Genomic DNA, 24812 nt, shown 5'->3' on the forward strand with positions numbered 1-24812 from the left:
ACGTGCAGCCGCGACGAAGGGTGGGGCGGCCCCGGCGGGGCGGGTGTTACTGCGTCCCCGCCGCCGTGATGATGTCGTCGAGGCGTTTGGCTTCGGCTTCCAGGGTCTTCTGCTCCTGCTTGAGCTTCTCGGCGTTCTGCGTGATCTGGGTCTGCTGGTAGGCGGTCTCCACCGTCACCCAGGTGCCGACGATGTTGGCCTCCTTGCCGCAGGTCCAGGAGGCCACCGCCGTTTCGATCTCCTCCGGCGTGGCCTTCGGGGCGCTCCACTTCGGGTCGCCGATCGCGTCGAACGGACTCTTGTAGGCGCTGTAGCCCTTGGCGGCCATGCAGCCGGCCCACTGCTTCTCGGCCGCGGTCACCCGCGGATCCCTCTTGGCGGTCTCGAAGGAGCGCGTCTTGATCGCCGCGGCGGTCTCGGCGTGTCCGGCGCGGGTGTCGGCGCCGCTCGCGAGCGTGCGCTGGGACTCCTTGGCGCAGCCGCCCTCGGGCACCTTCATCCCGTTGTACGTGGTCACGGGCTCGCCGCTGCCGTCCTTCATGCCGCGCAACACCTCCACGACAGCCGCCGGCTGGCGCACCATCTGGTCGCTGGTGAAGGCGCGAGGGTCGCCCTGGGGCATGTGGAAGCCGTACTTCTGGGCGATGTCGAGAGAGGCGGGGGTGCCGTAGCGGCGGGTGTGCGGGGAGCCCTCGACGACCGTCGAGGCGGGCAGTTGCTCCTGCTGCAGGCCGAAGCGGGAAAGGCACTGCTTGTTCAGCAGGTTGAGGGCCTGCCCGGTCCGTACGATCTGGTCGGCGGACACGTCGTAGGCGTCGATCGGCAGGACCAGCCCGATCGTGACGTCCTTCTCCTCGGCCTTGCCGGCCTCGGGGACCGCACTCTGCTCCCCCGCGGGCTGCGTCGCCCGGTGACTTCCCCCGGCCTTCTCGCCACCCGAGCTGCAGGCGGCGACGGTGACGACCGCGAGGAGGGCCGCGGCCAGCCGGGGAGCGGAACGAGTCGTGATCACGGGGAGCCACCCTGGCCGCGATCCCTGGGGCGCGTCAAGGGTTGAGTCGTCAACTCGCATGCAGGTGAGTGAGTTGACGAACCGTCACACCGGCCGGGGCAGAGCGTCCGCCCCGGCGCGGTGAGGCGCTACGCCAGGCCCGGGCCGCGGACCGGGATGTGGGTGAAGGTGGGTTCCGGGGCGGGGTTCTGGAAGAAGTCGTTGCCCTTGTCGTCGACCACGATGAAGGCCGGGAAGTCCTCGACCTCGATCTTCCAGACGGCCTCCATGCCGAGCTCCTCGTACTCCAGGACCTCGACCTTCTTGATGCAGTCCTGGGCGAGGCGCGCCGCCGGGCCGCCGATGGAGCCGAGGTAGAAGCCGCCGTGGGTGCCGCAGGCGTCCGTGACCTGCTGGGAGCGGTTGCCCTTGGCCAGCATGACCTTGGAGCCGCCCGCCGCCTGGAACTGCTCGACGTAGGAGTCCATGCGGCCGGCCGTGGTCGGGCCGAAGGAGCCGGAGGCGTAGCCCTCGGGGGTCTTGGCCGGGCCGGCGTAGTAGACCGGGTGGTCCTTCAGGTACTGCGGCATCGGGGCGCCCGAGTCCAGCAGCTCCTTGATCTTGGCGTGCGCGATGTCGCGCGCCACGACCAGCGGACCGGTCAGGGAGAGGCGGGTCTTGACCGGGTGCTTGGTCAGGGTCGCCAGGATCTCGTCCATCGGCTGGTTCAGGTCGATCGAGACCACGTCCGCCGACTCGTCGAGGTGGTCGTCCGTGGTCTCCGGCAGGAACCGCGCCGGGTCGCGCTCCAGCTGCTCCAGGAAGACGCCCTCGGCGGTGATCTTCGCGGTGGCCTGGCGGTCCGCGGAGCAGGAGACGGCGATCGCGATCGGGAGGGACGCGCCGTGGCGGGGGAGGCGGACCACGCGGACGTCGTGGCAGAAGTACTTGCCGCCGAACTGCGCGCCGATGCCGATCTTCTGGGTGAGCTCGAAGACCTGCTGTTCGAGGGCCTCGTCGCGGAAACCGTGGCCGAGGGGGGAGCCCTCGGTGGGGAGCTCGTCCAGGTAGTGGGCCGAGGCGTACTTCGCGGTCTTGAGCGCGTGCTCCGCCGAGGTGCCGCCGACCACGATCGCCAGGTGGTACGGCGGGCAGGCCGCGGTGCCGAGCGAGCGGATCTTCTCCTCCAGGAACTTCATCATGGAGGCCTCGTTGAGGACCGCCTTGGTCTCCTGGTAGAGGAAGGACTTGTTGGCGGAGCCGCCGCCCTTGGCCATGAAGAGGAACTTGTACGCGCCGCCGTCGGTCGCGTACAGCTCGATCTGCGCGGGCAGGTTCGAGCCGGTGTTCTTCTCCTCCCACATGGTGACCGGGGCCATCTGCGAGTAGCGCAGGTTCAGGCGGGTGTACGCGTCGTAGATGCCGCGGGACAGGGCCGCCTCGTCGCCGCCCTCGGTGAGGACGTTCTGGCCGCGCTTGCCCATCACGATCGCCGTGCCGGTGTCCTGGCACATCGGCAGGACGCCGGCCGCCGCGATGTTCGCGTTCTTCAGGAGGTCGAGGGCGACGAACTTGTCGTTCGCCGAGGCCTCCGGGTCGTCGATGATGCGGCGCAGCTGCGCGAGGTGCGCGGGGCGCAGGAAGTGCTGGATGTCGTGGATCGCCTCTTCGGCGAGCTTGCGCAGCGCCTCCGGCTCGACCTTGAGGAACGTACGGCCGTCGGCCTCGAAGGTCGAAACGCCTTCGGAGGTCACCAGCCGGTACGGGGTGGAGTCCTCGCCCAGGGGCAGCAGGTCGGTGTACGCAAACTCTGGCATGACGGCAGTCATTCCCTCACTCGGCAGACGGCGCTGACGACCGTTTGGCAGCGCGGTATCCAGCGTAGGACCTCTTCCGGTGGCTTTTGTTGTGAGGTAAGGCTCACTCGCCAGTATCGCGATCTATCGTGTCTCGGTATGCTGGGGCCGTGGACCTGGAAAAGCAGCCCTCATCCGCGCCGGCCCCCGCGCCGGCCCCCGCACCCGCGCCTGCGCCCGCCCCGGGGCTGCGCGCCTCCGACGCGGACCGGGACCGGATCGCGCAGATCCTCGCCGACGCCGTCGCCGAGGGCCGGCTGACCTCCGAGGAGCACGCGGAGCGGCTCGACTCGCTGTACGCGCTGAAGACGGTCGGGGAGCTGGAGGTGCTCGTACGGGACCTGCCCGTGCCCGGCGCACCCGTCGGCTCCCGGCAGGAGCCCGCGTACGCGGGTGCGCCGGCGGGCGCCCCGGTCGAGACGATCGTGGCCGTGTGCAGCAGCTCCTCCCGCAAGGGCCGCTGGCGGCCGGGCGCGCTCACCCGCGCGGTCTCCGTCATGGGTGACATCGGCATCGACCTCACGCAGGCGGTCTTCGAGCAGCAGGTCACCGAGATCAACGTGACGAGCATCCTCGGCAACGTCGAGATCCTGGTCCCGGAGAACGTGACCGTGCGCGGCTACGGCAGCGGGGTCCTCGGCAACTTCGAGGTGCGGGGCGCCGGCCTCGGCGAGACGGACCCGCAGGCCCCGGTCGTCATCGTCCGCGGCTTCTCCCTGCTGGGCAACATCGAGGCCCACCCCAAGGCCGGCGCCCGCCTGGTGGACCTGGCACAGCGACTCCGCAAGGGCGCCGGCCGCGAGGGCGTGCGGTAGGGCCGCGGGATCGCGCCCGGGGCCTGCGCCCGGGGCTGGCGTCTGGGGCCTGCGCCCGGGATCTGCGCCCGGGACCGGCGTCTGGGGCGTGCGCTCGGGACCGGCGCGCGAGGCCGGCGCCCGGGGCGACGCGCGGGCAACCGGCGCTGAAATCAGGCGCTTTGGCGGGTAGGCGACCGTAGGGTCGGCCCATGACCGCATCGAAGTGGGACCTGCTCGACCAGGCGTACGAGGCGCTGCGCACCGTGGCCTCCGCCATACCGGCCGGTGCGCTCGGCGCACCGACGCCGTGCGACCAGTGGAATGTCGGCCAAGTGCTCCAGCACGCGGCCGGCGACCAGCTCGCCTACGCGGCCTGCCTCACCGGCGGCCCGGGACCGGCCGAGGACCCCTTCGCGCCCACCGGAACCCTGGCCGGCAGCCCCGCCGAGCTGCTGGAGCCCGCCCTCGACGCCGCCGCCGAGGCCTTTGCGGGGGTGGAGCCGGGCACCGCCGAGGTGGCCGTCCCCCTGCCGCCCTTCACCCTCGACGCCGAGACCGCCGTCGCCGCGGCCGCCCTCGACGCGGCCGTCCACGCCTGGGACCTCGCGGTCGCCACCAGCCAGGACTCCCCGCTGACCCCCGCCCTCGCGGCGGCCCTGACCCCGGCCGCCCGGCTGCTCGCCGAGCCGCTGCGCGGGTTCGCGTACGCCCCGGCGCTCGCCCCCGCGCCCGGTCCGGACGCCGACCCGGCCGGTGCGCTGCTCGCCTTCCTGGGCCGCCGGCCCGACTGGACGCCGTCCGCCGGGTGACGTCCGGGTGGCGGGGACACCTTTCGGTCGAACCGGCCGGATCGGCGGCACACGGTGCATAGGGGAGCGCACAGCGGGTAGGGACAGGTGCGTCGCCTCTCTCGCTCGCGTATACGTCGTCAGGAGTAGACCGTGCCGCATCCGCCGCGCCAGTCCCTGCAGGTAGCCGCCGTCCAGAGTCTTCAGGGGCGCCCGGCGGCGGTCGTGCCGAAGCCGCGGGTGCCGGCCAGGGAAGAGGACGGCCCATGGCACGCGGACGCGGTGTGCCGGCGGGACGAGGCCGGGCTCTTCTTCGCCCCCTCCAAGGAGCCCACCGCCGCCCGGCTGTCCCGCGAGGACGCCGCCAAGCGGGTCTGTGCCCGCTGCCCCGTCATGGTCGCCTGCCGGGAGCACGCGCTGATCCAGCCCGAGCCCTACGGAGTCTGGGGCGGGCTCACGGCCGCCGAGCGCCGGGTGGTGCTGGCCCGCCGGCGCCGCCGGGCGGGGGAGCTGCGCGAAGCCTCGTAGGTCCGCGCTGCGCGAAGCCTCGTAGGCCTGCCCGGACCCTCGTCGTCCGGACACACGGAAGGGGCGCCCCCGCCGCACGCGGGAGCGCCCCTTCCGTGGTGCCGTGCCGGCCCGGCCCTACTGGGCGCGGTCGAAGTTCAGCGCGCTGTACGCGCGGAGCTTCGAGAGGCGGTGGGTCGAGTCGATCTGCCGGATCGTGCCCGACTTCGAGCGCATGACCAGCGAGGAGGTCGTCGCGGTCTCCGAGCGGTAGTGGACGCCGCGCAGCAGCTCGCCGTCCGTGATGCCGGTGGCGACGAAGAACACGTTGTCGCCGGAGACCAGGTCGTTCGTGAACAGGACGCGGTCCAGGTCGTGGCCCGCGTCGATCGCCTTCTGGCGCTCGGCCTCGTCCTTGGGCCACAGCTTGCCCTGGATGGTGCCGCCCATGCACTTGATGGCGCAGGCCGAGATGATGCCCTCGGGGGTGCCGCCGATGCCGAGCAGCAGGTCGATGCCGCTGTCCTCCGTGACGGCCAGGATCGAGCCGGCCACGTCGCCGTCGGAGATGAACTTGATGCGCGCGCCGGTCTCGCGGATCTCCTTGACGATGCCCTCGTGACGGGGGCGGTCGAGGATGATCACCGTGACGTCCTCCACGGCCATGTTCTTGGCCTTGGCGACGCGGCGGATGTTGACGGAGACCGGGGCGTTGATGTCGACGAAGTCGGCGGCCTCGGGACCGGTGACCAGCTTCTCCATGTAGAACACCGCGGACGGGTCGAACATGGTGCCGCGGTCGGCGGCCGCCAGGACGGCGACGGCGTTCGGCATGCCCTTGGCGTTCAGGGTGGTGCCGTCGATGGGGTCCACGGCGATGTCGACCTCGGCACCGGTGCCGTCGCCGACGCGCTCGCCGTTGAAGAGCATCGGGGCTTCGTCCTTCTCGCCCTCGCCGATGACGACGACGCCGTTCATCGAGACGGTGGAGATCAGGGTCCGCATCGCGTTGACGGCGGCGCCGTCGGCACCCAGCTTGTCACCGCGCCCGACCCACCGGCCGGCGGCCATGGCGGCGGCCTCGGTGACCCGTACGAGTTCCAGGGCGAGGTTGCGGTCGGGTGCCTCCGGAGAGACTTCGAGCTGGGGCGGCAGGTTGTGCTCGGTCATCGGAGCGCACCTTTCTGTACGGCGACGGCCGGGAGTGAGGGTCCCTCGACTCTATCGGTACGTCGACATATTGAGCAGACCGGGTCACGTATGAGCGCCATATCGGTCAGCTGGTTGTCCTGAGCGGACGTCTTGCGCCGTCCCGGGCGCGCCATCCCTACCCCGGCGGAGATCGCCCGGGGGGATGCGGGACGATGGTGTGGTGGCAGGTATGAAGGGCAAGCAGACGGTCGTGGACATGGTCCGGTCGCTGGCGGTGATCGGGCTCGTGGTCGGGGGGATCTATTTGGTCATCCCACATGACGAGAAGGCCGATCCGACGCGGGTGGTCGACTACCGCGTCGAGAGCAACACGGCCCGGCGCGCGGCGCCGTACCCCGTGGCGGTGCCCGTCGGGCTGCCGCCGGAGTGGCGGGCGACCTCGGTGGGGTACACGCGCAAGGAGGCCAGCGCCTGGCACCTGGGCTTCCTGGACCCGAAGCAGCAGTACGTGGCGGTGGAGCAGTCCGCGGACGTCACGGACAAGTACATCGGGAAGGTCACCCACAGGGCGGCGGCCACCGGGGAGACCCAGCAGGTCGGCGACCAGGTCTGGGAGCGCTGGGACGGCGAGAAGTACGACGCCCTCGTGCGCAAGGAGCAGGGCTACGTCACGGTGGTGACCGGGACGGCCTCCTTCGAACAGCTCGGGGCGATGGCTGCGGCGCTGGAATTCAAGCAGGGCTCGTAGTACGAGACCCGTAGAACCGGACCTCGTAGAACCGGATCCGACCTACGGGCTCAACCCCCGCCTCGCCCTCGGCGCCGAGCGAGCGGTACGCGGCGAAAGGCCGCGCCCCCCGGGATTCCGGGGGGCGCGGCCTTTTCGTTCACTGCCTGCGGGGCTGGGCTCAGACGGTCGTGATGACCTGGTCGAACTCCAGGCGCGGGGAGCGCGGGAACCAGGCGTCATCGCCCGGCTTGCCGATGTTGACGATCATCAGCGGGGTGTGGTCGCCGTCCAGGAACTCCTTCTGGATGCCGGCGAGGTCCGCACCGGTCATCGGGCCGGCGGCCAGGCCGGCGGCGCGGACGCCGATGATGAAGTACGCGGCCTGCAGCGCGGCGTTGAGCAGCGCGGACTGCTCGCGGACCGGGCGCTCGGAGAAGAAGGCGTCCTTGGCCTGCGGGAAGTGCGGGAGCAGCTGCGGGAGCTCCTCGTGGAACTCGTTGTCCGCGGCCAGGATCGCGACCAGCGGGGCCGCGGCGGTCTTGGGCTGGTTGCCCTCGGCCATGTGCTTCACGAGCCGCTCGCGGGCCTCGGGGGAGCGGACCAGGGTGATGCGCAGCGGCGTCTGGTTGAAGGCGGTCGGCCCGAACTTCACCAGGTCGTAGATCGCCTGGACCTGCTCCTCGGTCACCGGCTCGTCGGAGAACGTGTTGGCGGTGCGGGCCTCGCGGAAGAGGAGGTCCTGAGCGGCGGCGTCGAGAACGAGAGACATCGGAAAGCCTTCTTCTGTGCGGGACTGCGGGATCGCGGGACTGCTGTAGCGATGGCTTGAACACTACGCCCGGGATAGGTGAATATTCAACTAAATCCCTGCCTGCGTGAGCGGTATCACTCCCCGCCGGCCCCCTCCGCCGCCTCGCGCGCCGCCAGCGCCGAGTCCAGCCGGGCCCGGGCCCCCTCCAGCCAGTGGCGGCACACCTTCGCGAGCTCCTCGCCGCGCTCCCAGAGCGCGAGGGAGTCCTCCAGCGAGGTGCCTCCGGCCTCCAGCTTGCGGACGACCTCGATCAGCTCGTCCCGGGCCTGTTCGTACCCCAGCGCCGTATCGGTTTCAGCCATTCCCGCTCCCACCTTAACTGTGTAATACACCGAAATTTTTTCCTGCGGCAGTGCGACGGCAGCGCCGGGCGATCGCCTACGAGGGTTCCTCGGCCGCGACCCGCACCGGGAACTCCCCCTCCGCCACCCGCGCCCGCAGCACGTCCCCCGCCGACACGTCCCCCGGCGAGCGCACCACGTGCCCGTCGGCCCGCTGGAGCACCGCGTACCCGCGCTCCAGCGTGGCGGCCGGGGACAGCGCCACCACCCGGGCGAGCGTGTGCGCCAGCTCCGAATCGGCCCGGTCCAGCAGGTGCCCCAGGGTCCGGCGGGAGCGCGCCAGCAGCGCCTCCACCTCCGCCTCCCGGGTCTCCACCATCCGCTGGGGGTGTACGAAGACGGGCCGCGCCAGCGCGTGCGCGAGGCCGCGCTCCTCCCGGTCGAGCAGTCCGCGCACGGCGCGCAGCCCCCGGCCCTGGAGCTGGCGCACCCGCTCCAGTTCCTCCCCGACGTCCGGGACCACCTTCTTCGCGGCGTCCGTGGGCGTGGAGGCCCGCAGGTCCGCGACCAGGTCCAGCAGCGGGGAGTCCGGCTCGTGCCCGATCGCCGAGACCACGGGGGTACGGGCCGCCGCGACGGTCCGTACGACCTCCTCGTCGGAGAAGGGCAGCAGGTCCTCCACGCTGCCGCCGCCGCGGGCCACGATGATCACGTCCACCTCGGGCAGGGAGTCCAGCTCCTTGACCGCCTGGACCACCTGGGGCACCGCGTGCACCCCCTGGACGGCGACGTTGCGGACCTCGAAGCGGACCGCCGGCCACCTGCGCCGCGCGTTCTCCAGGACGTCGCGCTCGGCCGCCGAGGCCCGCCCCACCACCAGCCCGATCAGCTGCGGCAGGAACGGCAGCGGCTTCTTGCGGTCCAGCGCGAAGAGCCCCTCGGAGGCGAGGGAGCGCTTGAGCTTCTCCAGCCGGGCGAGCAGCTCGCCGATGCCGACCGGCCGTATTTCGGTGGCCCGCAGGGACAGCTGCCCGCGCGGGGCGTACCACTCCGGCTTGGCGAGCACGACGACGCGCGCGCCCTCCGTCACGGAGTCCGCGACCTCGTCGAAGACCTGCCGGAAGCAGGTCACGCCCAGGGAGATGTCGTGCGAGGGATCGCGCAGCGTCAGGAAGACCACCCCCGCCCCCGGCCGCCGCGAGAGCTGCGTGATCTGCCCTTCCACCCACACCTGGCCGAGCCGGTCGATCCAGCCCCCGATGAGCCGGGAGACCTGACCGACCGGCAGCGGCGCGTCAGCCGACGAATTCAGACCCATGTACGCAGGCTAACGGCCAGAACCGACACCGGCGTCGGGCCGGGAGCCTTCGTCCGGCGCGCGTCGCCCGCGCTGGGCCACCAGCACGCCCAGGCCCACCAGCAGCCACACCGCCCCCACCAGTTGCGCGGTCCACGAGGCCTCGACGATCACCGCGACGGTCACAGCGGCGCCCAGGACCGGGATCACCAGGTGCTTGAACCAGTTCGGGGCCCCCTCGCGCCGCTTGACCACGAACCAGCCGACGACCGAGGCGTGCAGCAGCGTGAACGCCACCAGCGCCCCGATGTCCACCACCGAGACCAGGTGGTCCAGCCCGTCGTCGCGCCGGGCCGCCCACACCGCGGCGATCAGCGTGACCGTAGCCGCCACCAGCAGGGCCGGGCGCGGGGTCCCGTGCGAGGTGTGCGCGAGCGCCCGGGGCAGCCGCCCCTCGCGGGCCATCGCGAAGATCAGCCGGCCCGCCGCCGCCTGCCCCGCCAGCGCCGCGAAGGCCGCCCCGATCGCCTTGCTGATGGCGACCAGGTCGTGCAGCCACATCCCCACGGAGGCCTCGACCGTCGTGTAGAAGGCCGCGCCCTGCTTCCCCGGTTCGGCCGCCAGCTCCGCCGCCGAGAGGGGGGAGAGCAGGGCCGCCAGGTAGGTCTGGGCGACGAACAGCACCCCGGTCAGCGCCAGGCAGAACAGCACCGCCCGCGCCACCTTCGCGCTGCCGCCGGTCACCTCCTCGGCGAAGGAGGCGATGGCGTCGAAGCCCAGGTAGGACAGGACCGCGACGGAGACCGCGCCGAGCACGGCGGCCGTCGAGAAGCCGCCGAGCGAGCCGTCGCCCGTGAAGGGGGAGAGCCAGCCGCGGTGCTCGGCGCCCCGGGCCAGGACGGTCACCGCCGAGACCAGGAACACCAGCAGGACCGCGATCTCCATGGCCAGCACGGCGAAGCCCACGCGCGCGGCGGCCCGTACGCCCCACAGGTTCAGCAGGGTGGTCACGACCACCGCCAGAGCCGTCCACACCCACCGGGAGACCTCCGGGACCAGGGCGTTCATGGCGATCCCGGAGAACAGGTACGCGACCGCCGGGATCAGCAGGTAGTCGAGCATCGCCATCCAGCCGGCGATCAGCCCGGGGCCCTCGCCGAGGCCCTTGCGGGCGTACGTGAAGACGGAGCCGGCCTGCGGGGCCACCCGCACCATCTGCGCGTAGGAGAAGGCCGTGAAGGCCATCGCCACCGTCGCGACGAGGTAGACGAGGGCGACGGCCCCGTGCGATTTGGCGTCGAGGGTGCCGAAGACTCCGACCGGGGCCATGGGGGCGATGAAGAGCAGCCCGTAGACCACCAGGTCCCGGAATCCGAGACTGCGGCGCAACGAGGTGCCGGGCGTGGTGCCGGGCGGGCCGGGCGGGGTGCCGGGCGCGGACGCCATCTTTCCTCCGGAAGTGTGGCCGGTGCGGACGTTCGCCCCAGTTTGTGCCGAACGGGGGACCCGCGGCCTGCTGGACACCCCCGTACGATGGAGCCCATGACTGCTGACGCCCCCGCTACCGCATCCCGCCGCGTCCTGCTCGCCGCCCCGCGCGGCTACTGCGCGGGCGTGGACCGTGCCGTGATCGCCGTCGAGAAGGCCCTCGAACAGTACGGTGCGCCGGTCTACGTGCGGCACGAGATCGTGCACAACAAGTACGTCGTGAAGACCCTGGAGAACAAGGGCGCGATCTTCGTCGAGCGGACGGAGGAGGTCCCCGAGGGCTCCATCGTGATGTTCTCCGCGCACGGCGTGGCCCCCGTGGTGCACGAGGAGGCGGCCCGCGGCAAGCTCGCGACGATCGACGCCACCTGCCCGCTGGTCACCAAGGTGCACAAGGAAGCGATCCGCTACGCGAACGAGGACTTCGACATCCTCCTCATCGGCCACGAGGGCCACGAGGAGGTCATCGGCACCTCCGGCGAGGCCCCGGACCACATCACCATCGTGGACGGCCCGCACGACGTGGAGAAGGTCACCGTCCGCGACGAGTCGAAGGTCGTCTGGCTCTCGCAGACCACCCTCTCCGTCGACGAGACGATGGAGACCGTCGACGCCCTGAAGACCAAGTTCCCGCTGCTCGTCTCGCCGCCGAGCGACGACATCTGCTACGCCACCTCGAACCGCCAGGAGGCGGTCAAGGTCATGGGCAAGGACTGCGACCTGGTCATCGTCGTCGGCTCCAAGAACTCCTCGAACTCGATCCGCCTCGTCGAGGTCGCCCTCGACGCGGGCGCCGGGGCCTCGTACCTCGTGGACTTCGCGACCGAGATCGACGAGGCCTGGCTGGAGGGCGTCACCACCGTCGGCCTGACCTCGGGCGCCTCGGTGCCGGAGGTGCTGGTCGACGAGGTCCTCGAGTGGCTGGCCGCGCGCGGCTACGGGGACGTGGAGATCGTCAAGACGGCCGAGGAGTCCATCGTCTTCTCCCTGCCCAAGGAACTCCGCCGCGACCTGCGCGCGGAGGCGGCGGAGCTCGTGAAGTAGGACCGAAGCAGACCCCTCCACGGCAGGGCGCTCCGGCGGGTCCTTCTCTACGGTGGAGTCCATGGAGATCTTCGGCGTGGACATCGGCGGTTCCGGGATCAAGGGCGCTCCCGTGGACCTGGACCGTGGCGGCCTGGCGCAGGAGCGCCACAAGGTGCTGACACCGCGGCCGGCCACCCCCGACGGGGTGGCGGGCGGCGTCGTCGAGGTGGTGCGCCACTTCGACTGGGACGGCCCCGTGGGGGTGACCTTCCCCGGGGTGGTCACCGGCGGGGTGACCCGGTCGGCGGCCAACATGGACAAGGCATGGGTCGGTGTGGACACCGCGGCGCTGCTCTCCTCGCGCCTGGAGGGCCGTCCGGTGACGGTACTGAACGACGCGGACGCGGCCGGCGTCGCGGAGATGGCCTACGGGGCGGGGCGCGGGGTCGGCGGCACCGTCCTCCTGCTCACGCTGGGCACCGGGATCGGCAGCGCGCTGTTCACGGACGGGCGGCTGGTGCCCAACACCGAGCTCGGCCACCTGGAGCTGAAGGGGCACGACGCGGAGACGCGGGCCTCGGTGAAGGCGAAGGACGACGGGGACCTGACCTGGGAGCGCTGGGCGCACCGGCTGGGGAAGTACCTGGCGCACGTGGAGATGCTCTTCTCCCCGGACCTGTTCATCATCGGCGGAGGCGTGAGCCGCAAGCCGGAGAAGTTCCTGCCGCTGATCCAGGGCGTACGGGCCCGGATCGTGCCGGCGGAGCTGCAGAACAACGCGGGCATCGTGGGCGCGGCGATGGCCGCGCGGGCGGCGGCCCAGTAGCGGAGCGGCCGCCGCTCAGGCGACGCGGCGGGGCATCCGCCGGCGGCCGATCAGGACGGCCTTGCGCACCACCGCGATCAGCGCGGCCACCAGCGTGCCGGCGTACAGCCAGCCGGCGTGCAGGGACAGCACGGACACCAGCGCCATCACCTCGCCCGCGAAGCCGCCGGAGCCGCCCGACACGGGCCACGCTCCGGCGGCGAAGGCGATGGGGACGCTGATCGGCGCGGTGATCAGGTCGGCGGGCCGCACCCACAGGGCGGTGGCGGCCGCGACGGGCAGGAAGAACAGGCCGTAGACGAAGAGCGAGGCGTCGAACAGCAGCCAGTCGAGGCCGCCGACCAGGAACATCGCGGCGCAGGCGAAGAGCCCGCCGCCGAGCCCGGTCAGCCGGGGCCGCGGCAGCCTGCGTACCGGGGGCTGCCCGGGGGCCCGCTCCGCTGGGTGACGTACCGTACGCGCCTTGTATCGCTCCACCCCCCAAAACTAGGCGGGGAGGCCGCCGATCCCGTGCCCGGACACGCGTACATCGGGGCGCCCTCATCGGAAAGTAAACTGCTCCTTGGCCCACTCCGGGCCGCCGCCCCCTCCAGCTACGGGAAGTCGCCAACGTGTCGCTCACGATCGGAATCGTCGGCCTGCCGAATGTCGGCAAGTCGACCCTGTTCAACGCCCTGACCAAGAACGACGTGCTGGCGGCCAACTACCCGTTCGCCACGATCGAGCCGAACGTCGGCGTCGTCGGCGTTCCGGACGCCCGCCTCGGCGTCCTGGCCGGCATCTTCGGCTCGCAGAAGCTCCTCCCGGCCACGGTCGACTTCGTCGACATCGCCGGCATCGTGCGCGGCGCGTCGGAGGGCGAGGGCCTCGGCAACAAGTTCCTCGCGAACATCCGCGAGTCGGACGCGATCTGCCAGGTCATCCGCGCCTTCAAGGACGAGAACGTCGTCCACGTCGACGGCAAGGTCTCGCCGAAGGACGACATCGAGACCATCAACACCGAGCTGATCCTCGCGGACCTCCAGTCCATCGAGAAGGCGGTGCCGCGCCTGACGAAGGAGTCCCGCCTCCAGAAGGAGAAGGTCGCGGTCCTGGCGGCCGTCGAGAAGGCCCAGAAGATCCTCGAAGCGGGCGACACCCTCTTCTCCCAGGGCATCGCCAAGGGCACGGAGCAGGGCGACCTCCTGCACGAGCTGCACCTCCTCACGGTCAAGCCGTTCCTCTACGTCTTCAACGTGGACGAGGACGAGCTGACGGACGAGGCATTCAAGGCCGAGCAGAGCGCGCTGGTGGCCCCGGCCGAGGCGATCTTCCTGAACGCCAAGCTGGAGGCGGAGCTCATCGAGCTCGACGACGAGGAGGCGCTCGAGCTCCTCCAGTCGGTCGGCCAGGAGGAGCCCGGCATGGCCACCCTCGGCCGCGTCGGCTTCGACACCCTGGGCCTGCAGACCTACCTGACGGCCGGCCCGAAGGAAACCCGCGCCTGGACGATCAAGAAGGGCGCCACCGCCCCCGAGGCCGCCGGCGTGATCCACACGGACTTCCAGCGCGGCTTCATCAAGGCGGAGATCATCTCCTTCGAGGACCTGGTCGCCTGCGGCTCGGTCGCCGAGGCCCGCGCCAAGGGCAAGGCCCGCATGGAGGGCAAGGACTACGTCATGCAGGACGGCGACGTGGTGGAGTTCCGCTTCAACGTGTGACGCGTCACATAGCATCACGTGGCTGATCTGGCAAACATGCAGGTCAGAAGGGGTCCACTCCTCCGGGGGTGGGCCCCTAGCTTTTCACCGTGCTGGATAGGTGCTGGATAATCTGACACCTCATCACCCCTCACCACCCCTCGTCACCCGCACCGTGCTGGATCGGTGCTGGATGGTGAAAGGACCCTTGGGGCGAGCAGAAGAGCCCCGGCTCTCTCCTCTCGGACGAGGGATGAGCAGGGGCTCCAGGGTGCTTACGGCTTTCGGTGTCGGCCCTTGCCGGGGGCTAGCGGCTGGTCCGCAGGGGCGCGCGCGGCAGCTGTCGGGGCGTTCGCCTCCGGGTACAGGATGAGTTTTGCCTCGGTCAGGTTGAGTGCGAACCCGTGAGGCTCCCAGGCGTGACCGTTCCACCGCTCGATAGCCCTCGGCGCAGCAGGGTTCACGTGCGAGCCATGGGGGTTGTCGCCAGAGGAGATCGAGACGGCCCGCAGCCGACCGATCTTCGCGTCCCGGCGCTCCGCCCACTCCGACAGGGATTCGTCGTCCATTCCGCGAGCCTAGTGGCCTGAGATTCCCGTGACGGGCTGTCCTGTCAGTGCCTGGGCGACCTGCCAGAGCATCCCACCCCTTGACGCCTTCGTCAGAACGATGTCCCCCGGCTGGAGGACGGAATCGACGAAGGCCGCGGCGGTCGCGTTGTCGGCGACCATCGCCACGTCCGGCACGCCGGCCGCTCCGGCGGCAAGGGCGAGCTGCTGAGCCATCTCGCCTCCGACCGCTACAACCAGGTCAACGCCGTATTCCGCTGCCATACGGCCTACCTCACGGTGGGCCTCCACGGCCTCGTCACCCAGCTCCAGCATCTCGCCCAGTACGGCGATGCGTCGCACGCCCCCGGTCTCGATCTCGGTCATCAGGACTCTCCGTTGTGCACGAGGGGGGCGAAGGTGATGGCGCGACCCGTATAGGAAGCGGCCAGGCGACTAAGCGGAACTCGATCGTGCGTTTGCCCCCAAGCCGACGGGTCACGGAAGAGGATCTGCGGATCGGGACCATCTTCGTAACCGCGAAGGATGATCAGGTGGCCGCCAGACCTCCCGTCTTCGGGAAGCTGCTCGGTCACGGAGACAATGAGCGGTGCGGAATCCATCCGGGCAAGCAGCCCCTCGACGGGGACGGGTTCAGCGACGGACTGCACTCCAAGGTCGTCAGCCAGGCTCGCAATCCCCGCGTGGAGCGCTCCACGCGGGGTGAGTACCTCGTGCTTGACCGCGAGCTTCAGGAGTTCCGTGACGGTGGGCGCATCCTGCCCATAGGCGAGCAGGATGGCCCTCAGTGATGCCAGGCCGCACGCACGGTTGGACCATTCGATCCTGTCCCCGAGTGCCCATCCCCCATGGTGCGCCCATTCGGCGGGAGTGATGAGCTGTCGGCACAGGGGGACATCGTGGACGCGCGGCACAACGGCAGGGCTCCTACGGGGAGACGGCAGCCTCCCGAGTCGCCGTGCTGCCGGAGAACGCGGGAGAGGGCAGGGGGACATCGTACGGCTGGCGGGTCAGGGCCTCGTGTAGGAGCGCCAGTACAACGTCGGTGTGTGTGAGCCCAACCATCGCGGCGCCGACCACGAAGTTGCTCTCTCGGGACATGCCCGGAGTGCTGTTGACCTCCAGCACGTACGGGTCGCCGGCCTCGGTGAGGATGAAGTCCACGCGAGCGGAGCCGCGGAGCCCAAGGCCGCTCCAGAGCGCGGTGGCGTGTTCGTTGATCTTGTCGAGCACCTCGGGTGTCAGCTCGGCGGCCCTGACTGCCACGCCGCCCTTCGAGTCCACATCGAGCTTGGTGTCGGCGTCGTAGAACTCCGCGTCGGTCGCCTCGGTGGCCAGCGGGGGGAACACGACCACGTTGCCGCCGGGCAGTTCCAGCATGCCGACGGTCATCGGTACACCGGTCATGTACTCCTCGACGAGGATGTTGCTGCCTTCCTCGCCGGCCGCCTCTTCCAGGGCCATGGCGAGGTCCGCCTGCTCGCGGACCAGGCTCATGCCGACGCTCGACCCTCCGAAGGGCGGTTTGACCATGACGGGCCGCCCGTTCCACTGGGTCGCGCCACCGTCCGACCACACCCACCAACCCGGCGTGGGGACACCGAGGGTCAGCATGACCCGCTTGCACATGATCTTGTCGGCGGCCACGGCCGACGCTCCGACCCCGCTGCCGCAGTACGGCACGCGCATGTAGTCGAGCAGGCCTTGCAGGCGGCCGTCTTCACCGTAGGGCCCGTGGAGGTTGGAGAGCGCGACGTCGTACGTGGACAGCTCCAGGATGAAGTCGACCTCGCACGGGTTCAGCTCCTGCCAGGCAGCGCCGATCTCGTCCAACGCCCCGGCGAGCGCGGTCACGGATCGCTGGTCCACGGGGCACTTCGAGTGGTAGAGCCGGTCCTCGGCCGACACCGGGCCGTAGACCAGGGCGACCCTGAGCCCCTGGTGGTCGCGCTGCCACTCATGAAGGGCCGCGGTGGCCTCCTGCACGGCGGCTTCCGAGCTAGACGTGAGGAAGAGAGTCATGCGAGTACTCCTTCGAAGGTGTTGGTGACCGGGCCTCCGACCCACTGCGTCTGCTCGGGTCGGTTGTTGTGGGAGCGGACCGTGAGCGGCTCGCCGGCACGGTTGTGGACCGTGACGGGGCGAGGGCCGACGAGCCCGCGCATCCTGGCGGCGACGACGGCGGCGACGGCTCCGCTGCCGCAGGACAGGGTTTCCTCTTCGACGCCACGCTCGTACGTCCGGATCTTCAGCTCCTGGTTGCCGAAGGGCTGGACGAAGTTGACGTTCGTCCCCAGCGGTGCGAGGGCCTTGTGGTGGCGTACGAGTCGTCCGATCAGTGCCGCGTCGACCGCGTCCACGTCGTCCACAATGGCGACGACGTGCTCGGTGCCGGTGTGCACGCTGTCGAACCAGGTCGGCTTGCCGTTGATCACGGCTTGCACGCGGCGCGGGTCGATCATGCCGACCTCGGCGGTGACCCACACGGAGTCGCCCGTGACGCTCGCCTCGTGCATGACCCCGGCCATGCGAAGACGCATCTCCTTGTATCCGTGGTCCTGCTGCGCGGCCCAGGCGGAGCACCGGAGGGCGTTGCCGCACATAGTGGCTACGGAGCCGTCCGCGTTGAAGCAGTCGACTTCCAGGACGGCCGGCTCATCACTGACCAGGCTGCTGATGACGAGCCCGTCTGCACCGACCCCGGTACGTCGGGCGCAGAGGCGTGCGGCTTCCTTCGGCCATTCCCGGTCGACAGCCGGCGAGAGGTCGGTGAGCAGTACGAAGTCGTTGCCTGCCCCGTGGACCTTGCGAAAGCGCATGGCGAAGCTCCTTGCGGCTTGAGGTGAGGAAAGTGGTGCTGCGGGCGTGCGGTGATCAGCGCGGGGTGAGAGGCCGGTAGACGGTCAGGGCCTTGCGCATGATCAGCGGTGCCCGTCCGGCGAAGTGCAAGATGCGGTGACCCGAGGTGCTGGCGGTCCTCATGTCCTGGACCCGCTGGAAGCTGCCGTTGAGGTACAGGAAGTCGCCTACGCGGACATCGCTCGGCAGCGTGCTCGGATACGCGACGGTTCCGACCGGAGGAGTCGGCCTGGCCTGCGGCCCATGAATCCTGCGCTCGGGCATTAGCTCCGCCAGATGGCGAACAGGAGGACGCCCCCGATGGCCAGGTAGGCGACGACGTAGGCGACTTGCTGATTTCGCGAGCTCATCGGGAGCCGATCAGGAGCCCTTCGAGGCGGCCGCGGAGGGCCGGTATGCCGACCTCATCGAAGGGCACCCAGGCCACCGCACCCGTTTCGAGCATCGAGGGGAACACGGCGCCGGAGTGCGCGCGGAACAGGTAGCGGATGCCGACGCGGAGACGAGGGCCGTAAGGGTGCCGGCCTGCGGGCGTCACGTCGACCAGGAAGGGGCTCTCCCTGCCGGGCTCGGTCCACACGTCCCGGATGCCGGCCTCCTCTGCCAGCAGGCGGAGTGCGGCGTCACGCAGGGAGTCATCCTGATCCTCGGGCTCGGCCTCCGCGAGGGCGTAGTCGCCCCCGTGGCGCAAGCAGAGGACGCGCCCCCACTCGTCGACGATGACGGCCGCAGTCATCACGAGGGGGCAGCGCTGATCATGGGTGCACGTCCGGCGCCGTGAGTGATCCAGGGCCGCGTCGTACACCGGCATGATCGCCGTCTCCTCGGACGGGTGGGCCTGGAGGTAGCTGTGGAGCTCGCGGAGGATCTGGTCTTCCTCGACGCTCATGGCGCACCCAGCCCGTTGCGCTCGATGTAGATCCAGAGCAGCTGTCGCGTGAGGAGGGCTACGTCGCGAAGGTAGAGCCAGGCGCCAAAAGTCGGCGTGTTCTCGTTCGGCCGCTCCTGGTGCTCCATCAGGGCGCGGCCCTTGCGGGCGAGCTTCTGTACCTCGACGTCCTCAGCCGCCCCCAGGTCTTCGCCCAGCAAGACGTTCATGTGCTGGACGATGGCCGGCGTGACGGCGTCGATGTCCCCGCGGGTCGACGAGTGCAACTTCATGGAGAGCACTGCTTCAGTGCGTAAGGAGATGCTCTCGACATCAACGGAGAGCCGCTCGACCTCCGCCGTTTCGATTTCCTTGCCGGTACTTGCCAAAGCCATCCCTGCCTCCTCTGGGCAAGTTCAGGAGCCGTGGCACAAAGCTAGAGATGGAGCCGATCGGAGCGCCAGGAAGTTGCCCGCACTTGCCAGCCGTTAGGAGAACGTGCCGTAACTTGCCGCACACGAGACGAACTTGCCTGAGCTTGCCAGCCGATCAGTGGAACGATTCGATAGCGGTGGTGATTATTTCTCGCGCAGCCGAGCCGAAGACAGCCATCTCGTAGAGTTCGGCGAAAGTCTGTGCGTACATGCGGAGTTCATGCTCCTGCTCCACGGTGAGGTGGGCCGAAACCAGCTCGACCTTGACCGTGCGGTCATCGAACATGAAGAATCCCTCGACCGGCATGAGCGAGCGCTCGACGTCACGGGGGATGATTCCGATGACCACTCTCGGCAGGGCCATGACGCTCAGCAGATAGCCGAGTTGGCCCACCATCACGTCCGTTCCGCCCATGCGGTTGTAGAGGGCACTTTCCTCCAACAGGATGGCGAATGTGCGCTGCGTATATACGATCTTCTGCTTCTCAAGGCGAACCTCAACAGCCGCATCAACGTCGTCGGTCGTGTTGCGACGGTCGCGGATGGAGGTAAGCAAGGCCTTGATGTAGGACGCTGTCTGCACAGGGCCGGGGATCAGCCACGGAGAGTAGAACCGAAACTGCTGGGTTCTGTCCCAGAGGGGAAGGGCTGATTGCTGGGCCTGCTTTAGCCCGTTACCTTCCAACTGCTGCCACTGGATATACATGCCTTCGATGCGGCGAGCAGTCCGGACGAGGTTCTCTGCTTCCTCCTCAACACCGCACGCGGCGCACCAATCACGAAGATCGCGCTCCGAGGGCGCCCGTGTGGCGCTCTCGAAACGCGATGCCTTCGACTCGTGCCACCCCAGCCTCTCTGAAAGGGCTCGTTTGGTCAGCCCGGCCGCTACCCGGACTTCTGCGAGCCTCTTCCCGAGCGCCTTGCGCGCTTCCTGCGCGCTCGAAGATGCCGGTTCCATATTGGTGACGTTCCTATGTGGTGCTCAGCGGATTCGGAACTCGGCGTGCGGGATCGCCCTGCTCCAGACGGACTCGAAGGCATCCTCACAGAGCTTTGCGAGCTCCGGATCTTCGGTGATCTCGGGCTCTGTGGGCTCGCCTTCCCCATCGAAGTGGTTCAGGTACACCAGCCCGGAATCGAACAGCCAGAAGTCGTTCGCCGGCACAAGCAGGTCGGAAGCCTCCCGACGAGGAAGCCAACCAACCTGCTCGCCTGCGGCGATGTTCAGCCCCTCCGTGACCTCATGCTCAAAGCGGATGTACTCACTCGCGGGCATCGACACGATGCGGGCTCGACGTACTACGACGCCTCGCGAGACCGCTTCCGAGACGATGGAGTGCCAGGCTGACCACCGCTCGGCCGGATCGATCGGCCTGCCGGCCTTCCAGTCGACGAAAGTCGAGTGCGTCTTGCTGTACGCGTCCCGGCTCTCCAGGTGAACGGCCGTCCGCTGGGTGCCGCCGAACAGGTCCTTAAACGTCGGGGGACTCGACACCCTTCTCCTCCTCCGGCTCGGCGCCCTTGGGGCCGACCTCCCTGTCGGCTTCCAGGAAGAACTGCACCATATAGCGGGGGATCTCGACCGCCCCCTCGTGCGGAGGGAGCTTCAGCTGCTTGAGTCGCTCTTCGTCCACAACGTTGTACCCCTGGACGAGGTACCTGTCCGTCTCCTCGTCCAAGTAGATCGTGGGCGAGTTGCCGTCAGGGCTGTTCGGGTCCTTACCGAGCATGCGCAGGGCCATGATGTCCTCCTCCGTCGCCGGTGACGCTTCCCATGCCAGAGCTTGCCCTCGCCTTCACTGGAAGACGAGGAACTTGCCCAAACTTGCCGGGACTTCAACGGTGACTCTATGCAGGTAGAGGGGGAGGCGTGAGAAGTCGATCAGCCGTTCGCGGGCCCCAGGGTTGGCCGAATGGGGCTGATCGACGTCCTGCCCGGCTTAGGCCGCGCCCTCCGACACTTCGTCGTAGCCGTCCACATATTCATGGCCGTTCAGCCAGGCTGCCAGCTTCCCCACCCCTCGCTCGCACCGGTACCGCGCTGCTCTTCCGGTCACGCCTTGGAGGGCGCCAGCCTCGTCATCATGGATGTCCGCGCCGTAGCGAAGGATCAGGGCCTGGCGCTCGCCGAGCGAGAGCGGCGCTGTCATCCACGCATGCCGAATGTCGGCGAGGTGGGCGAACAGGATTCCCGCGGCCTTCTTATCAACAGTGCCCTTGGGCATGTCCGCGTCGGGTGCCTGGAGGTTTCGGATGCCGTACGCAGCCTCTACGTCCCAGACGGCCGGCAGGAGGTGCTCAACGAGCCGCCGGTCGTAGCCGCTCACCGCTCGGCCCTCCCGGCCGCTTGCTGGGCGGCCTCGTACGAGGTGTGGCCGACGCGGTGCCGGGCCTCGGTGAGCCAGCGGTCCCGGAGGCGCTGCGACAGCCAGCGATGAAGCAGGCCGGGGCCGGACTCGGAGAGGAGGCGTCGAACGTCGGGAGACCGCTCGGCGCAGACGAGGACGGCCTCTTGGAAGGCGTCGTCGTACTCCAGGGTCAGTCCGTAGTCGCGAGCGAAGCCGCGGGCCACGGCCTTGGCCACGCTGTCGACCTGCGGCTCGGCAAGCACGGACCAGTCGACTGCTGTAGGGGCTTCGGCTGATTCGAGATCGGCGAGACTCAGGCTCATCGGACCACCTCCTTGACCGGCACCTGGCCATCCTTGGTCACCATGACCGTCAGGCCGGGTGCCCCGACCGTGCCGGTGCGGTGGCGCCACCACGTCGACTCGGACTCCATGGCCGGCACCTGGACGAACGTCCGGGGGCCGTCGGTGTCGATCAGTTCGTGGTGGAGATGTCCAGCCAGGAGCAGATCAGCCGTGTGCATGGCGGACGCCTTGTTGAAGGACTGGCCCTTCCACCATTCGAAGTGACGGCCGGCACGCCACTGATGACCGTGGGCGTGTGCCACCACGGTGCCCGAGCAGTCCACGACGACCGTGAGTTCGTCCGAGTCCGGCACGTAGATCTCGACGTGGGCGAAGTCTCGGCCAGCGAGCGCCAGGGCCTCACTGACGGAGATCAGGGCCTCTGTGTCGTGGGAGTCGTCATACCGGGTCACGCCCTTGCCGCCTGGCCGTACGGCCTCACCGTGATTGCCGGGTACGGCCACGACCGTGAGGCGGGAGACGAGGGGTGCAAGCTTCACGATGGCGTAGGCCATCAGGCGGCGAGTAAGGCGGATCTGCTCGGTCAGGGTGAGCGGGGTCCTCCACACGTTCGCGCCCCCCTGGGACACGAAACCTTCGACGTGATCGCCGAGCCAGGCGAGGTGTACGTGGTCGATGGTAAAGCGCTTGCGGTACTCGGAGAGCAGCACGGCAGCTCGGTCGATGCACTCCATCGACCGGCGGAGGGTGCCTTCCGGGCCATCGCCGTCGGCCTTGCCGAACTGCATGTCGCCAAGGGCGATGACGTAGCTCCACTCACCCTCGGCGCGCTCGGCCAAGCGTACGGGCGGGGTGTAGTTGTCGAAGACCGCGAGCAGCTCGTCGAGGCTGGGCCGTTCGGCCACGCTGCTCTTGCGCCGACCGAAGTTGAAGCGTGCGGAGACGCCGGTCTCGCCGCCCGGCATCGTCCACTCAGACGACCGGAATGCCGTGACCTCCCATTCGGCTGGGTCGAGCTGGTGTGCGCGAAGTACGTCGGCCGCCGTCGATTCGGGGTCGATGCCCTGAGGGCCACGCACCGTGACCTCCGCCGCGTCTCCGGCCAGCTCGATCCGTCGGGTGAAGTCCCGTTCGGGGTCGACCTGGCGGGCCGGGAGAGAGGGGCCTACGGGCTTGGAGAGGAGTTCATCAAGCAGGGTGTCGCTCAAGGGGGGTCGCCCCTTCCTGGCGCAAGAGGCGCCGGTAGGTACGGATGGTTGAAGCGGAGACCGGGTGCCCGTGTCGGTGGAGAATCCCGACGAGTTCCTCGGCCGCCGTGTCCTGGAGGAGGTGTCGCTCGAAGGCTTCGCGCTCGCGGCCTTCCAGGGCTTCCCAGATCGCAAGCAGGCGGGGGCCGGGGCGTCCCGGCAAAGGGCTCTTCATGCGGGTTCCTGGTCGAGCTGTTCGACGGCGGCCGTTGCCAGTGCGGCCACCTGGATAAGTCCGGAGCGGGCGGTCACCGTGTCCGCTGAGGCGATGGCTGTATTGAGTGCGGCCAGGAGCTCGGCGTCCCAACCGGGGTGGTCGGCCAGTGAGCGGGCGAAGGCGATTTCGGCCCAGCGATCGGCTTCCCGGCGGTAGTGCAGTCGGGCGCGGTCGGGCCGGAGCCCTCCGCCCAGTGGGCGGCCCTCGTCGGGGAGCACCTTGCGCTCGGCCCTCACCTCGGCCAGCACTGCGGCGGTCGGGTCTAGCCTGCGGGGCTGTCGCTTCACGGTGGTCTTCTCGGTCACTTGGCCTTCTCCTCTGCGAGCAGGTCGTATAGGGCTTGGGCGCCTCCGGCCTTGTAGGTCTCGGTCACGTCGCCAACGTGTAGTCGGACGCCCGCAGCGGAGCGCAGAGACCGGGTGACCTTGGCGGTGAGGCGGGCGCCGGCATCGTCCGGGTCGGACCACACCCAGACGCGGGAGAAGCCCGCGAGCATGCGGCGGTGCCGGCCGAAGAACATCTCGACGCCGGGAGCACCTGCGGAGTGCCAGCCGATCTTCCGGAGGATGATCCGGTCGAGTTCGCCTTCGCCGAGGTGGATCTCCTCCCCGGCCTGGTGGATGGAGTCGACGCCGTAGATCCTCGGAGGGTCGCCGGGCATCGTGTTGTACTTGCCGTGCCCCAGGGCCCGGTGGTCGTGCTCCTCCAAGCACCGGAAGCGGATGGTCACGGTGTGCCCGTCGTGGGCGAGGTAGGGGATGGCTAGCATTCCGCGGTAGCGGCCGTGGCCGGGCAGGGGGTCAGTGACGACGCCAAGCCGGTACGTATCCACCTCCTCCTCGCCGATCCCTCGATCGGCCAGGTACCGGGCGGCGTCCGCCGTAAGAGCTGCCTGATAGGTGCTCGTCGCCTCCTCCAGCATCGTCCGCTGGGAGGCCGAGAGAGGCCGCAAGGGTTCGCGCTCCGACAAAGCTGGTGCTCTCCTTCTGCATGATCAACGTGTATGAATCGCCGCCCTGGCCGCAGCTATGGCACTTCCACAGGCCCTTGTTCTCGTCCACCGAGCACGAGGGGGTGCGGTCCTCGTGCAAGGGGCACGCGACCATGCCGGTTCGGGTCATCGAGACCCCGTAGTGCTCCAAGACGGCCACCAGGTCGGGCCTCGGCTGATCTCCGTCGTCATGCCGGCCGATGTCGCGGAGTCTCATGCGACCCTCCGTCCACGGAAGTGGGCGGCGTGCCTGTCCCACCCCAGGTCGTCGAGGCCATCCGGCTCCGGCTCACCCAGCAGGTCGGCAAGCTCACGGGCGAGACGACGATGCTCGGCCACCTCCTCGAACTGCCTCATCGGTCGGCCTCGCCCGGGAGGCCGAAATACTCGGCAACCGTCGTGAGTACGTAGGCCTCCCGCCAACTCGCCCCACGGCGGCGGACGATGGCCACCGCATCAACGTCTGCTGGGGCCAGTCCACGATGGCGGGCGTAGTTGTCCCGCTCGCGCTGGGCCTCACGTACGAACACGCTGGGCTTGAAGGTGGCGTTCTTCGCCTCGATGATGAGAGGGCGCCCGCCAGGCCGCCGGACGATGTGATCGCCTTCGTCGTCCTTGCCGGTGAGGCGGAGGCGCTCGATGTCGAAGCCTGCTTCCCGAAGGCGATCTCGAAGCTCGGACTCCCAGTCGGCTCCTCGCCGCCGGTTCCGGCGGTTTCGCGCTGCTACGTCAGTCAACTCTTACA

General features: G+C 69.5%; 33 protein-coding genes. 7 read left to right on the forward strand and 26 right to left on the reverse strand.

The window, feature by feature from the left end:
• Nucleotides 1-46 precede the first annotated feature (46 nt).
• Together NLX94_RS12515 and NLX94_RS12520 are read right to left on the reverse strand one after the other, a co-directional pair.
• Nucleotides 47-1012 carry a hypothetical protein gene (locus tag NLX94_RS12515; RefSeq protein WP_254382742.1) on the reverse strand — a complete coding sequence of 322 codons (966 nt, stop codon included), beginning with the start codon at nt 1010-1012 and terminating at the stop codon, nt 47-49.
• A gap of 128 nt (nt 1013-1140) precedes the next feature.
• On the reverse strand, nt 1141-2808 hold the full coding sequence (locus NLX94_RS12520; RefSeq protein WP_254382743.1) for a fumarate hydratase: 1668 nt from the start codon (nt 2806-2808) through the stop codon (nt 1141-1143).
• 149 nt (nt 2809-2957) lie between these two features.
• Here NLX94_RS12520 and NLX94_RS12525 point away from each other — a divergent pair, with 149 nt between their 5' ends.
• The 3 genes from NLX94_RS12525 (at nt 2958) to NLX94_RS12535 (ending at nt 4960) form a co-directional block, all read left to right on the forward strand.
• Complete coding sequence (locus NLX94_RS12525) at nt 2958-3662, forward strand: DUF1707 domain-containing protein (protein ID WP_254382744.1); 705 nt, start codon at nt 2958-2960, stop codon at nt 3660-3662.
• 191 nt (nt 3663-3853) lie between these two features.
• Nucleotides 3854-4453: a TIGR03086 family metal-binding protein gene (locus tag NLX94_RS12530; RefSeq protein WP_254382745.1), complete on the forward strand. Its 600-nt coding sequence runs from the start codon at nt 3854-3856 to the stop codon at nt 4451-4453.
• A gap of 132 nt (nt 4454-4585) precedes the next feature.
• Nucleotides 4586-4960: a WhiB family transcriptional regulator gene (locus NLX94_RS12535; RefSeq protein ID WP_374213444.1), complete on the forward strand. Its 375-nt coding sequence runs from the start codon at nt 4586-4588 to the stop codon at nt 4958-4960.
• A 117-nt stretch (nt 4961-5077) separates the two neighbouring features.
• Here the strand turns inward: NLX94_RS12535 and glpX are convergent, their stop codons facing one another.
• Nucleotides 5078-6109, reverse strand: coding sequence for a class II fructose-bisphosphatase (glpX, locus tag NLX94_RS12540; protein WP_254382746.1), 1032 nt, complete (start codon nt 6107-6109; stop codon nt 5078-5080).
• 211 nt (nt 6110-6320) lie between these two features.
• On the opposite strand from glpX, the gene NLX94_RS12545 reads away from it, so the two are divergent.
• A complete protein-coding gene (locus NLX94_RS12545) occupies nt 6321-6839 on the forward strand; it encodes a DUF4245 domain-containing protein (protein WP_254382916.1) in 519 nt (172 codons plus the stop codon).
• Nucleotides 6840-6999: 160 nt separating this feature from the next.
• On the opposite strand, the gene NLX94_RS12550 is transcribed toward NLX94_RS12545, so the two are convergent.
• The 4 genes from NLX94_RS12550 to NLX94_RS12565 all read right to left on the reverse strand — a co-directional run bounded on the left by NLX94_RS12550 (nt 7000) and on the right by NLX94_RS12565 (nt 10656).
• On the reverse strand, nt 7000-7590 hold the full coding sequence (locus NLX94_RS12550) for a malonic semialdehyde reductase (protein WP_254382747.1): 591 nt from the start codon (nt 7588-7590) through the stop codon (nt 7000-7002).
• Between the two features lie 116 nt (nt 7591-7706).
• The gene (locus NLX94_RS12555; protein WP_250742764.1) at nt 7707-7934 is read right to left on the reverse strand and encodes an exodeoxyribonuclease VII small subunit; all 228 of its coding nucleotides are present in this window, start codon (nt 7932-7934) and stop codon (nt 7707-7709) included.
• Nucleotides 7935-8010: 76 nt separating this feature from the next.
• Nucleotides 8011-9231 carry an exodeoxyribonuclease VII large subunit gene (xseA, locus tag NLX94_RS12560; protein WP_254382748.1) on the reverse strand — a complete coding sequence of 407 codons (1221 nt, stop codon included), beginning with the start codon at nt 9229-9231 and terminating at the stop codon, nt 8011-8013.
• Nucleotides 9232-9240: 9 nt separating this feature from the next.
• The gene (locus NLX94_RS12565; RefSeq protein ID WP_254382749.1) at nt 9241-10656 is read right to left on the reverse strand and encodes an APC family permease; all 1416 of its coding nucleotides are present in this window, start codon (nt 10654-10656) and stop codon (nt 9241-9243) included.
• Between the two features lie 87 nt (nt 10657-10743).
• Between NLX94_RS12565 and NLX94_RS12570 the strand changes: the two genes are divergently transcribed.
• Complete coding sequence (locus NLX94_RS12570; RefSeq protein ID WP_254382750.1) at nt 10744-11742, forward strand: 4-hydroxy-3-methylbut-2-enyl diphosphate reductase; 999 nt, start codon at nt 10744-10746, stop codon at nt 11740-11742.
• A gap of 61 nt (nt 11743-11803) precedes the next feature.
• Nucleotides 11804-12550: a polyphosphate--glucose phosphotransferase gene (gene ppgK / locus NLX94_RS12575; RefSeq protein WP_254382751.1), complete on the forward strand. Its 747-nt coding sequence runs from the start codon at nt 11804-11806 to the stop codon at nt 12548-12550.
• A gap of 15 nt (nt 12551-12565) precedes the next feature.
• On the opposite strand, the gene NLX94_RS12580 is transcribed toward ppgK, so the two are convergent.
• Nucleotides 12566-13027 carry a DUF6542 domain-containing protein gene (locus NLX94_RS12580; protein WP_374683938.1) on the reverse strand — a complete coding sequence of 154 codons (462 nt, stop codon included), beginning with the start codon at nt 13025-13027 and terminating at the stop codon, nt 12566-12568.
• A 134-nt stretch (nt 13028-13161) separates the two neighbouring features.
• Between NLX94_RS12580 and ychF the strand changes: the two genes are divergently transcribed.
• Entirely contained in the window at nt 13162-14250 is a 1089-nt protein-coding gene (gene ychF, locus NLX94_RS12585) for a redox-regulated ATPase YchF (protein WP_254382752.1), read from the forward strand.
• A gap of 254 nt (nt 14251-14504) precedes the next feature.
• On the opposite strand, the gene NLX94_RS12590 is transcribed toward ychF, so the two are convergent.
• The 18 genes from NLX94_RS12590 to NLX94_RS12675 form a co-directional block, all read right to left on the reverse strand.
• Nucleotides 14505-14798: a DUF6087 family protein gene (locus tag NLX94_RS12590; protein ID WP_254382753.1), complete on the reverse strand. Its 294-nt coding sequence runs from the start codon at nt 14796-14798 to the stop codon at nt 14505-14507.
• A gap of 9 nt (nt 14799-14807) precedes the next feature.
• The gene (locus tag NLX94_RS12595; RefSeq protein ID WP_254382754.1) at nt 14808-15164 is read right to left on the reverse strand and encodes a glutamate ligase domain-containing protein; all 357 of its coding nucleotides are present in this window, start codon (nt 15162-15164) and stop codon (nt 14808-14810) included.
• On the reverse strand, nt 15164-15712 hold the full coding sequence (locus NLX94_RS12600) for a C39 family peptidase (protein ID WP_254382755.1): 549 nt from the start codon (nt 15710-15712) through the stop codon (nt 15164-15166). Before NLX94_RS12600 ends, NLX94_RS12595 begins: the two co-directional genes overlap by 1 nt.
• Before the next feature lie 13 nt (nt 15713-15725).
• Complete coding sequence (locus NLX94_RS12605) at nt 15726-16820, reverse strand: ATP-grasp domain-containing protein (protein ID WP_254382756.1); 1095 nt, start codon at nt 16818-16820, stop codon at nt 15726-15728.
• A complete protein-coding gene (dapF, locus tag NLX94_RS12610) occupies nt 16817-17617 on the reverse strand; it encodes a diaminopimelate epimerase (protein WP_254382757.1) in 801 nt (266 codons plus the stop codon). Before dapF ends, NLX94_RS12605 begins: the two co-directional genes overlap by 4 nt.
• A 55-nt stretch (nt 17618-17672) precedes the next feature.
• A complete protein-coding gene (locus NLX94_RS12615; RefSeq protein WP_254382758.1) occupies nt 17673-17921 on the reverse strand; it encodes a hypothetical protein in 249 nt (82 codons plus the stop codon).
• An 82-nt stretch (nt 17922-18003) separates the two neighbouring features.
• Nucleotides 18004-18546 (reverse strand): NUDIX domain-containing protein, encoded by a 543-nt coding sequence (locus NLX94_RS12620; RefSeq protein WP_254382759.1) that lies wholly within the window; start codon nt 18544-18546, stop codon nt 18004-18006.
• Complete coding sequence (locus NLX94_RS12625; protein ID WP_254382760.1) at nt 18543-18920, reverse strand: hypothetical protein; 378 nt, start codon at nt 18918-18920, stop codon at nt 18543-18545. Before NLX94_RS12625 ends, NLX94_RS12620 begins: the two co-directional genes overlap by 4 nt.
• A gap of 154 nt (nt 18921-19074) precedes the next feature.
• Nucleotides 19075-19917: a helix-turn-helix transcriptional regulator gene (locus NLX94_RS12630; RefSeq protein WP_254382761.1), complete on the reverse strand. Its 843-nt coding sequence runs from the start codon at nt 19915-19917 to the stop codon at nt 19075-19077.
• A 24-nt stretch (nt 19918-19941) separates the two neighbouring features.
• Nucleotides 19942-20454, reverse strand: a complete 513-nt coding sequence (locus tag NLX94_RS12635) for a DUF6879 family protein (RefSeq protein ID WP_254382762.1) — start codon at nt 20452-20454, stop codon at nt 19942-19944.
• Nucleotides 20432-20701: a hypothetical protein gene (locus NLX94_RS12640; protein WP_254382763.1), complete on the reverse strand. Its 270-nt coding sequence runs from the start codon at nt 20699-20701 to the stop codon at nt 20432-20434. The genes NLX94_RS12635 and NLX94_RS12640 overlap by 23 nt, the downstream gene beginning before the upstream one ends.
• A gap of 198 nt (nt 20702-20899) precedes the next feature.
• Nucleotides 20900-21286, reverse strand: coding sequence for a hypothetical protein (locus tag NLX94_RS12645; protein ID WP_254382764.1), 387 nt, complete (start codon nt 21284-21286; stop codon nt 20900-20902).
• Complete coding sequence (locus tag NLX94_RS12650; RefSeq protein ID WP_254382765.1) at nt 21283-21630, reverse strand: hypothetical protein; 348 nt, start codon at nt 21628-21630, stop codon at nt 21283-21285. Before NLX94_RS12650 ends, NLX94_RS12645 begins: the two co-directional genes overlap by 4 nt.
• Complete coding sequence (locus NLX94_RS12655; protein ID WP_254382766.1) at nt 21627-22820, reverse strand: hypothetical protein; 1194 nt, start codon at nt 22818-22820, stop codon at nt 21627-21629. Before NLX94_RS12655 ends, NLX94_RS12650 begins: the two co-directional genes overlap by 4 nt.
• Before the next feature lie 210 nt (nt 22821-23030).
• Nucleotides 23031-23381 carry a hypothetical protein gene (locus NLX94_RS12660; protein WP_254382767.1) on the reverse strand — a complete coding sequence of 117 codons (351 nt, stop codon included), beginning with the start codon at nt 23379-23381 and terminating at the stop codon, nt 23031-23033.
• Nucleotides 23378-23995 (reverse strand): topoisomerase, encoded by a 618-nt coding sequence (locus tag NLX94_RS12665; RefSeq protein ID WP_254382918.1) that lies wholly within the window; start codon nt 23993-23995, stop codon nt 23378-23380. Before NLX94_RS12665 ends, NLX94_RS12660 begins: the two co-directional genes overlap by 4 nt.
• The gene (locus tag NLX94_RS12670) at nt 23877-24284 is read right to left on the reverse strand and encodes a CHC2 zinc finger domain-containing protein (protein ID WP_308402416.1); all 408 of its coding nucleotides are present in this window, start codon (nt 24282-24284) and stop codon (nt 23877-23879) included. The genes NLX94_RS12665 and NLX94_RS12670 overlap by 119 nt, the downstream gene beginning before the upstream one ends.
• A 136-nt stretch (nt 24285-24420) precedes the next feature.
• The gene (locus NLX94_RS12675) at nt 24421-24804 is read right to left on the reverse strand and encodes a hypothetical protein (RefSeq protein WP_254382768.1); all 384 of its coding nucleotides are present in this window, start codon (nt 24802-24804) and stop codon (nt 24421-24423) included.
• Nucleotides 24805-24812: the final 8 nt, after the last annotated feature.

It is taken from the genome of Streptomyces sp. TBY4, assembly GCF_024213195.1.
In the GTDB taxonomy this organism is placed as follows: domain Bacteria; phylum Actinomycetota; class Actinomycetes; order Streptomycetales; family Streptomycetaceae; genus Streptomyces.

What these genes read in the sequence shown, in the direction of transcription:
- NLX94_RS12520 (WP_254382743.1), bottom strand. Translation starts at nt 2,808, where the DNA reads ATGCCAGAGTTTGCGTACACCGACCTGCTGCCCCTGGGCGAGGACTCC.
- NLX94_RS12530 (WP_254382745.1), top strand. Translation starts at nt 3,854, where the DNA reads ATGACCGCATCGAAGTGGGACCTGCTCGACCAGGCGTACGAGGCGCTG.
- glpX (WP_254382746.1), bottom strand. Translation starts at nt 6,109, where the DNA reads ATGACCGAGCACAACCTGCCGCCCCAGCTCGAAGTCTCTCCGGAGGCA.
- NLX94_RS12545 (WP_254382916.1), top strand. Translation starts at nt 6,321, where the DNA reads ATGAAGGGCAAGCAGACGGTCGTGGACATGGTCCGGTCGCTGGCGGTG.
- NLX94_RS12550 (WP_254382747.1), bottom strand. Translation starts at nt 7,590, where the DNA reads ATGTCTCTCGTTCTCGACGCCGCCGCTCAGGACCTCCTCTTCCGCGAG.
- NLX94_RS12555 (WP_250742764.1), bottom strand. Translation starts at nt 7,934, where the DNA reads ATGGCTGAAACCGATACGGCGCTGGGGTACGAACAGGCCCGGGACGAG.
- xseA (WP_254382748.1), bottom strand. Translation starts at nt 9,231, where the DNA reads ATGGGTCTGAATTCGTCGGCTGACGCGCCGCTGCCGGTCGGTCAGGTC.
- NLX94_RS12565 (WP_254382749.1), bottom strand. Translation starts at nt 10,656, where the DNA reads ATGGCGTCCGCGCCCGGCACCCCGCCCGGCCCGCCCGGCACCACGCCC.
- NLX94_RS12570 (WP_254382750.1), top strand. Translation starts at nt 10,744, where the DNA reads ATGGAGCCCATGACTGCTGACGCCCCCGCTACCGCATCCCGCCGCGTC.
- ppgK (WP_254382751.1), top strand. Translation starts at nt 11,804, where the DNA reads ATGGAGATCTTCGGCGTGGACATCGGCGGTTCCGGGATCAAGGGCGCT.
- NLX94_RS12590 (WP_254382753.1), bottom strand. Translation starts at nt 14,798, where the DNA reads ATGGACGACGAATCCCTGTCGGAGTGGGCGGAGCGCCGGGACGCGAAG.
- NLX94_RS12595 (WP_254382754.1), bottom strand. Translation starts at nt 15,164, where the DNA reads ATGACCGAGATCGAGACCGGGGGCGTGCGACGCATCGCCGTACTGGGC.
- NLX94_RS12605 (WP_254382756.1), bottom strand. Translation starts at nt 16,820, where the DNA reads ATGACTCTCTTCCTCACGTCTAGCTCGGAAGCCGCCGTGCAGGAGGCC.
- dapF (WP_254382757.1), bottom strand. Translation starts at nt 17,617, where the DNA reads ATGCGCTTTCGCAAGGTCCACGGGGCAGGCAACGACTTCGTACTGCTC.
- NLX94_RS12615 (WP_254382758.1), bottom strand. Translation starts at nt 17,921, where the DNA reads ATGCCCGAGCGCAGGATTCATGGGCCGCAGGCCAGGCCGACTCCTCCG.
- NLX94_RS12620 (WP_254382759.1), bottom strand. Translation starts at nt 18,546, where the DNA reads ATGAGCGTCGAGGAAGACCAGATCCTCCGCGAGCTCCACAGCTACCTC.
- NLX94_RS12625 (WP_254382760.1), bottom strand. Translation starts at nt 18,920, where the DNA reads ATGGCTTTGGCAAGTACCGGCAAGGAAATCGAAACGGCGGAGGTCGAG.
- NLX94_RS12630 (WP_254382761.1), bottom strand. Translation starts at nt 19,917, where the DNA reads ATGGAACCGGCATCTTCGAGCGCGCAGGAAGCGCGCAAGGCGCTCGGG.
- NLX94_RS12640 (WP_254382763.1), bottom strand. Translation starts at nt 20,701, where the DNA reads ATGGCCCTGCGCATGCTCGGTAAGGACCCGAACAGCCCTGACGGCAAC.
- NLX94_RS12650 (WP_254382765.1), bottom strand. Translation starts at nt 21,630, where the DNA reads ATGAGCCTGAGTCTCGCCGATCTCGAATCAGCCGAAGCCCCTACAGCA.
- NLX94_RS12670 (WP_308402416.1), bottom strand. Translation starts at nt 24,284, where the DNA reads ATGAGACTCCGCGACATCGGCCGGCATGACGACGGAGATCAGCCGAGG.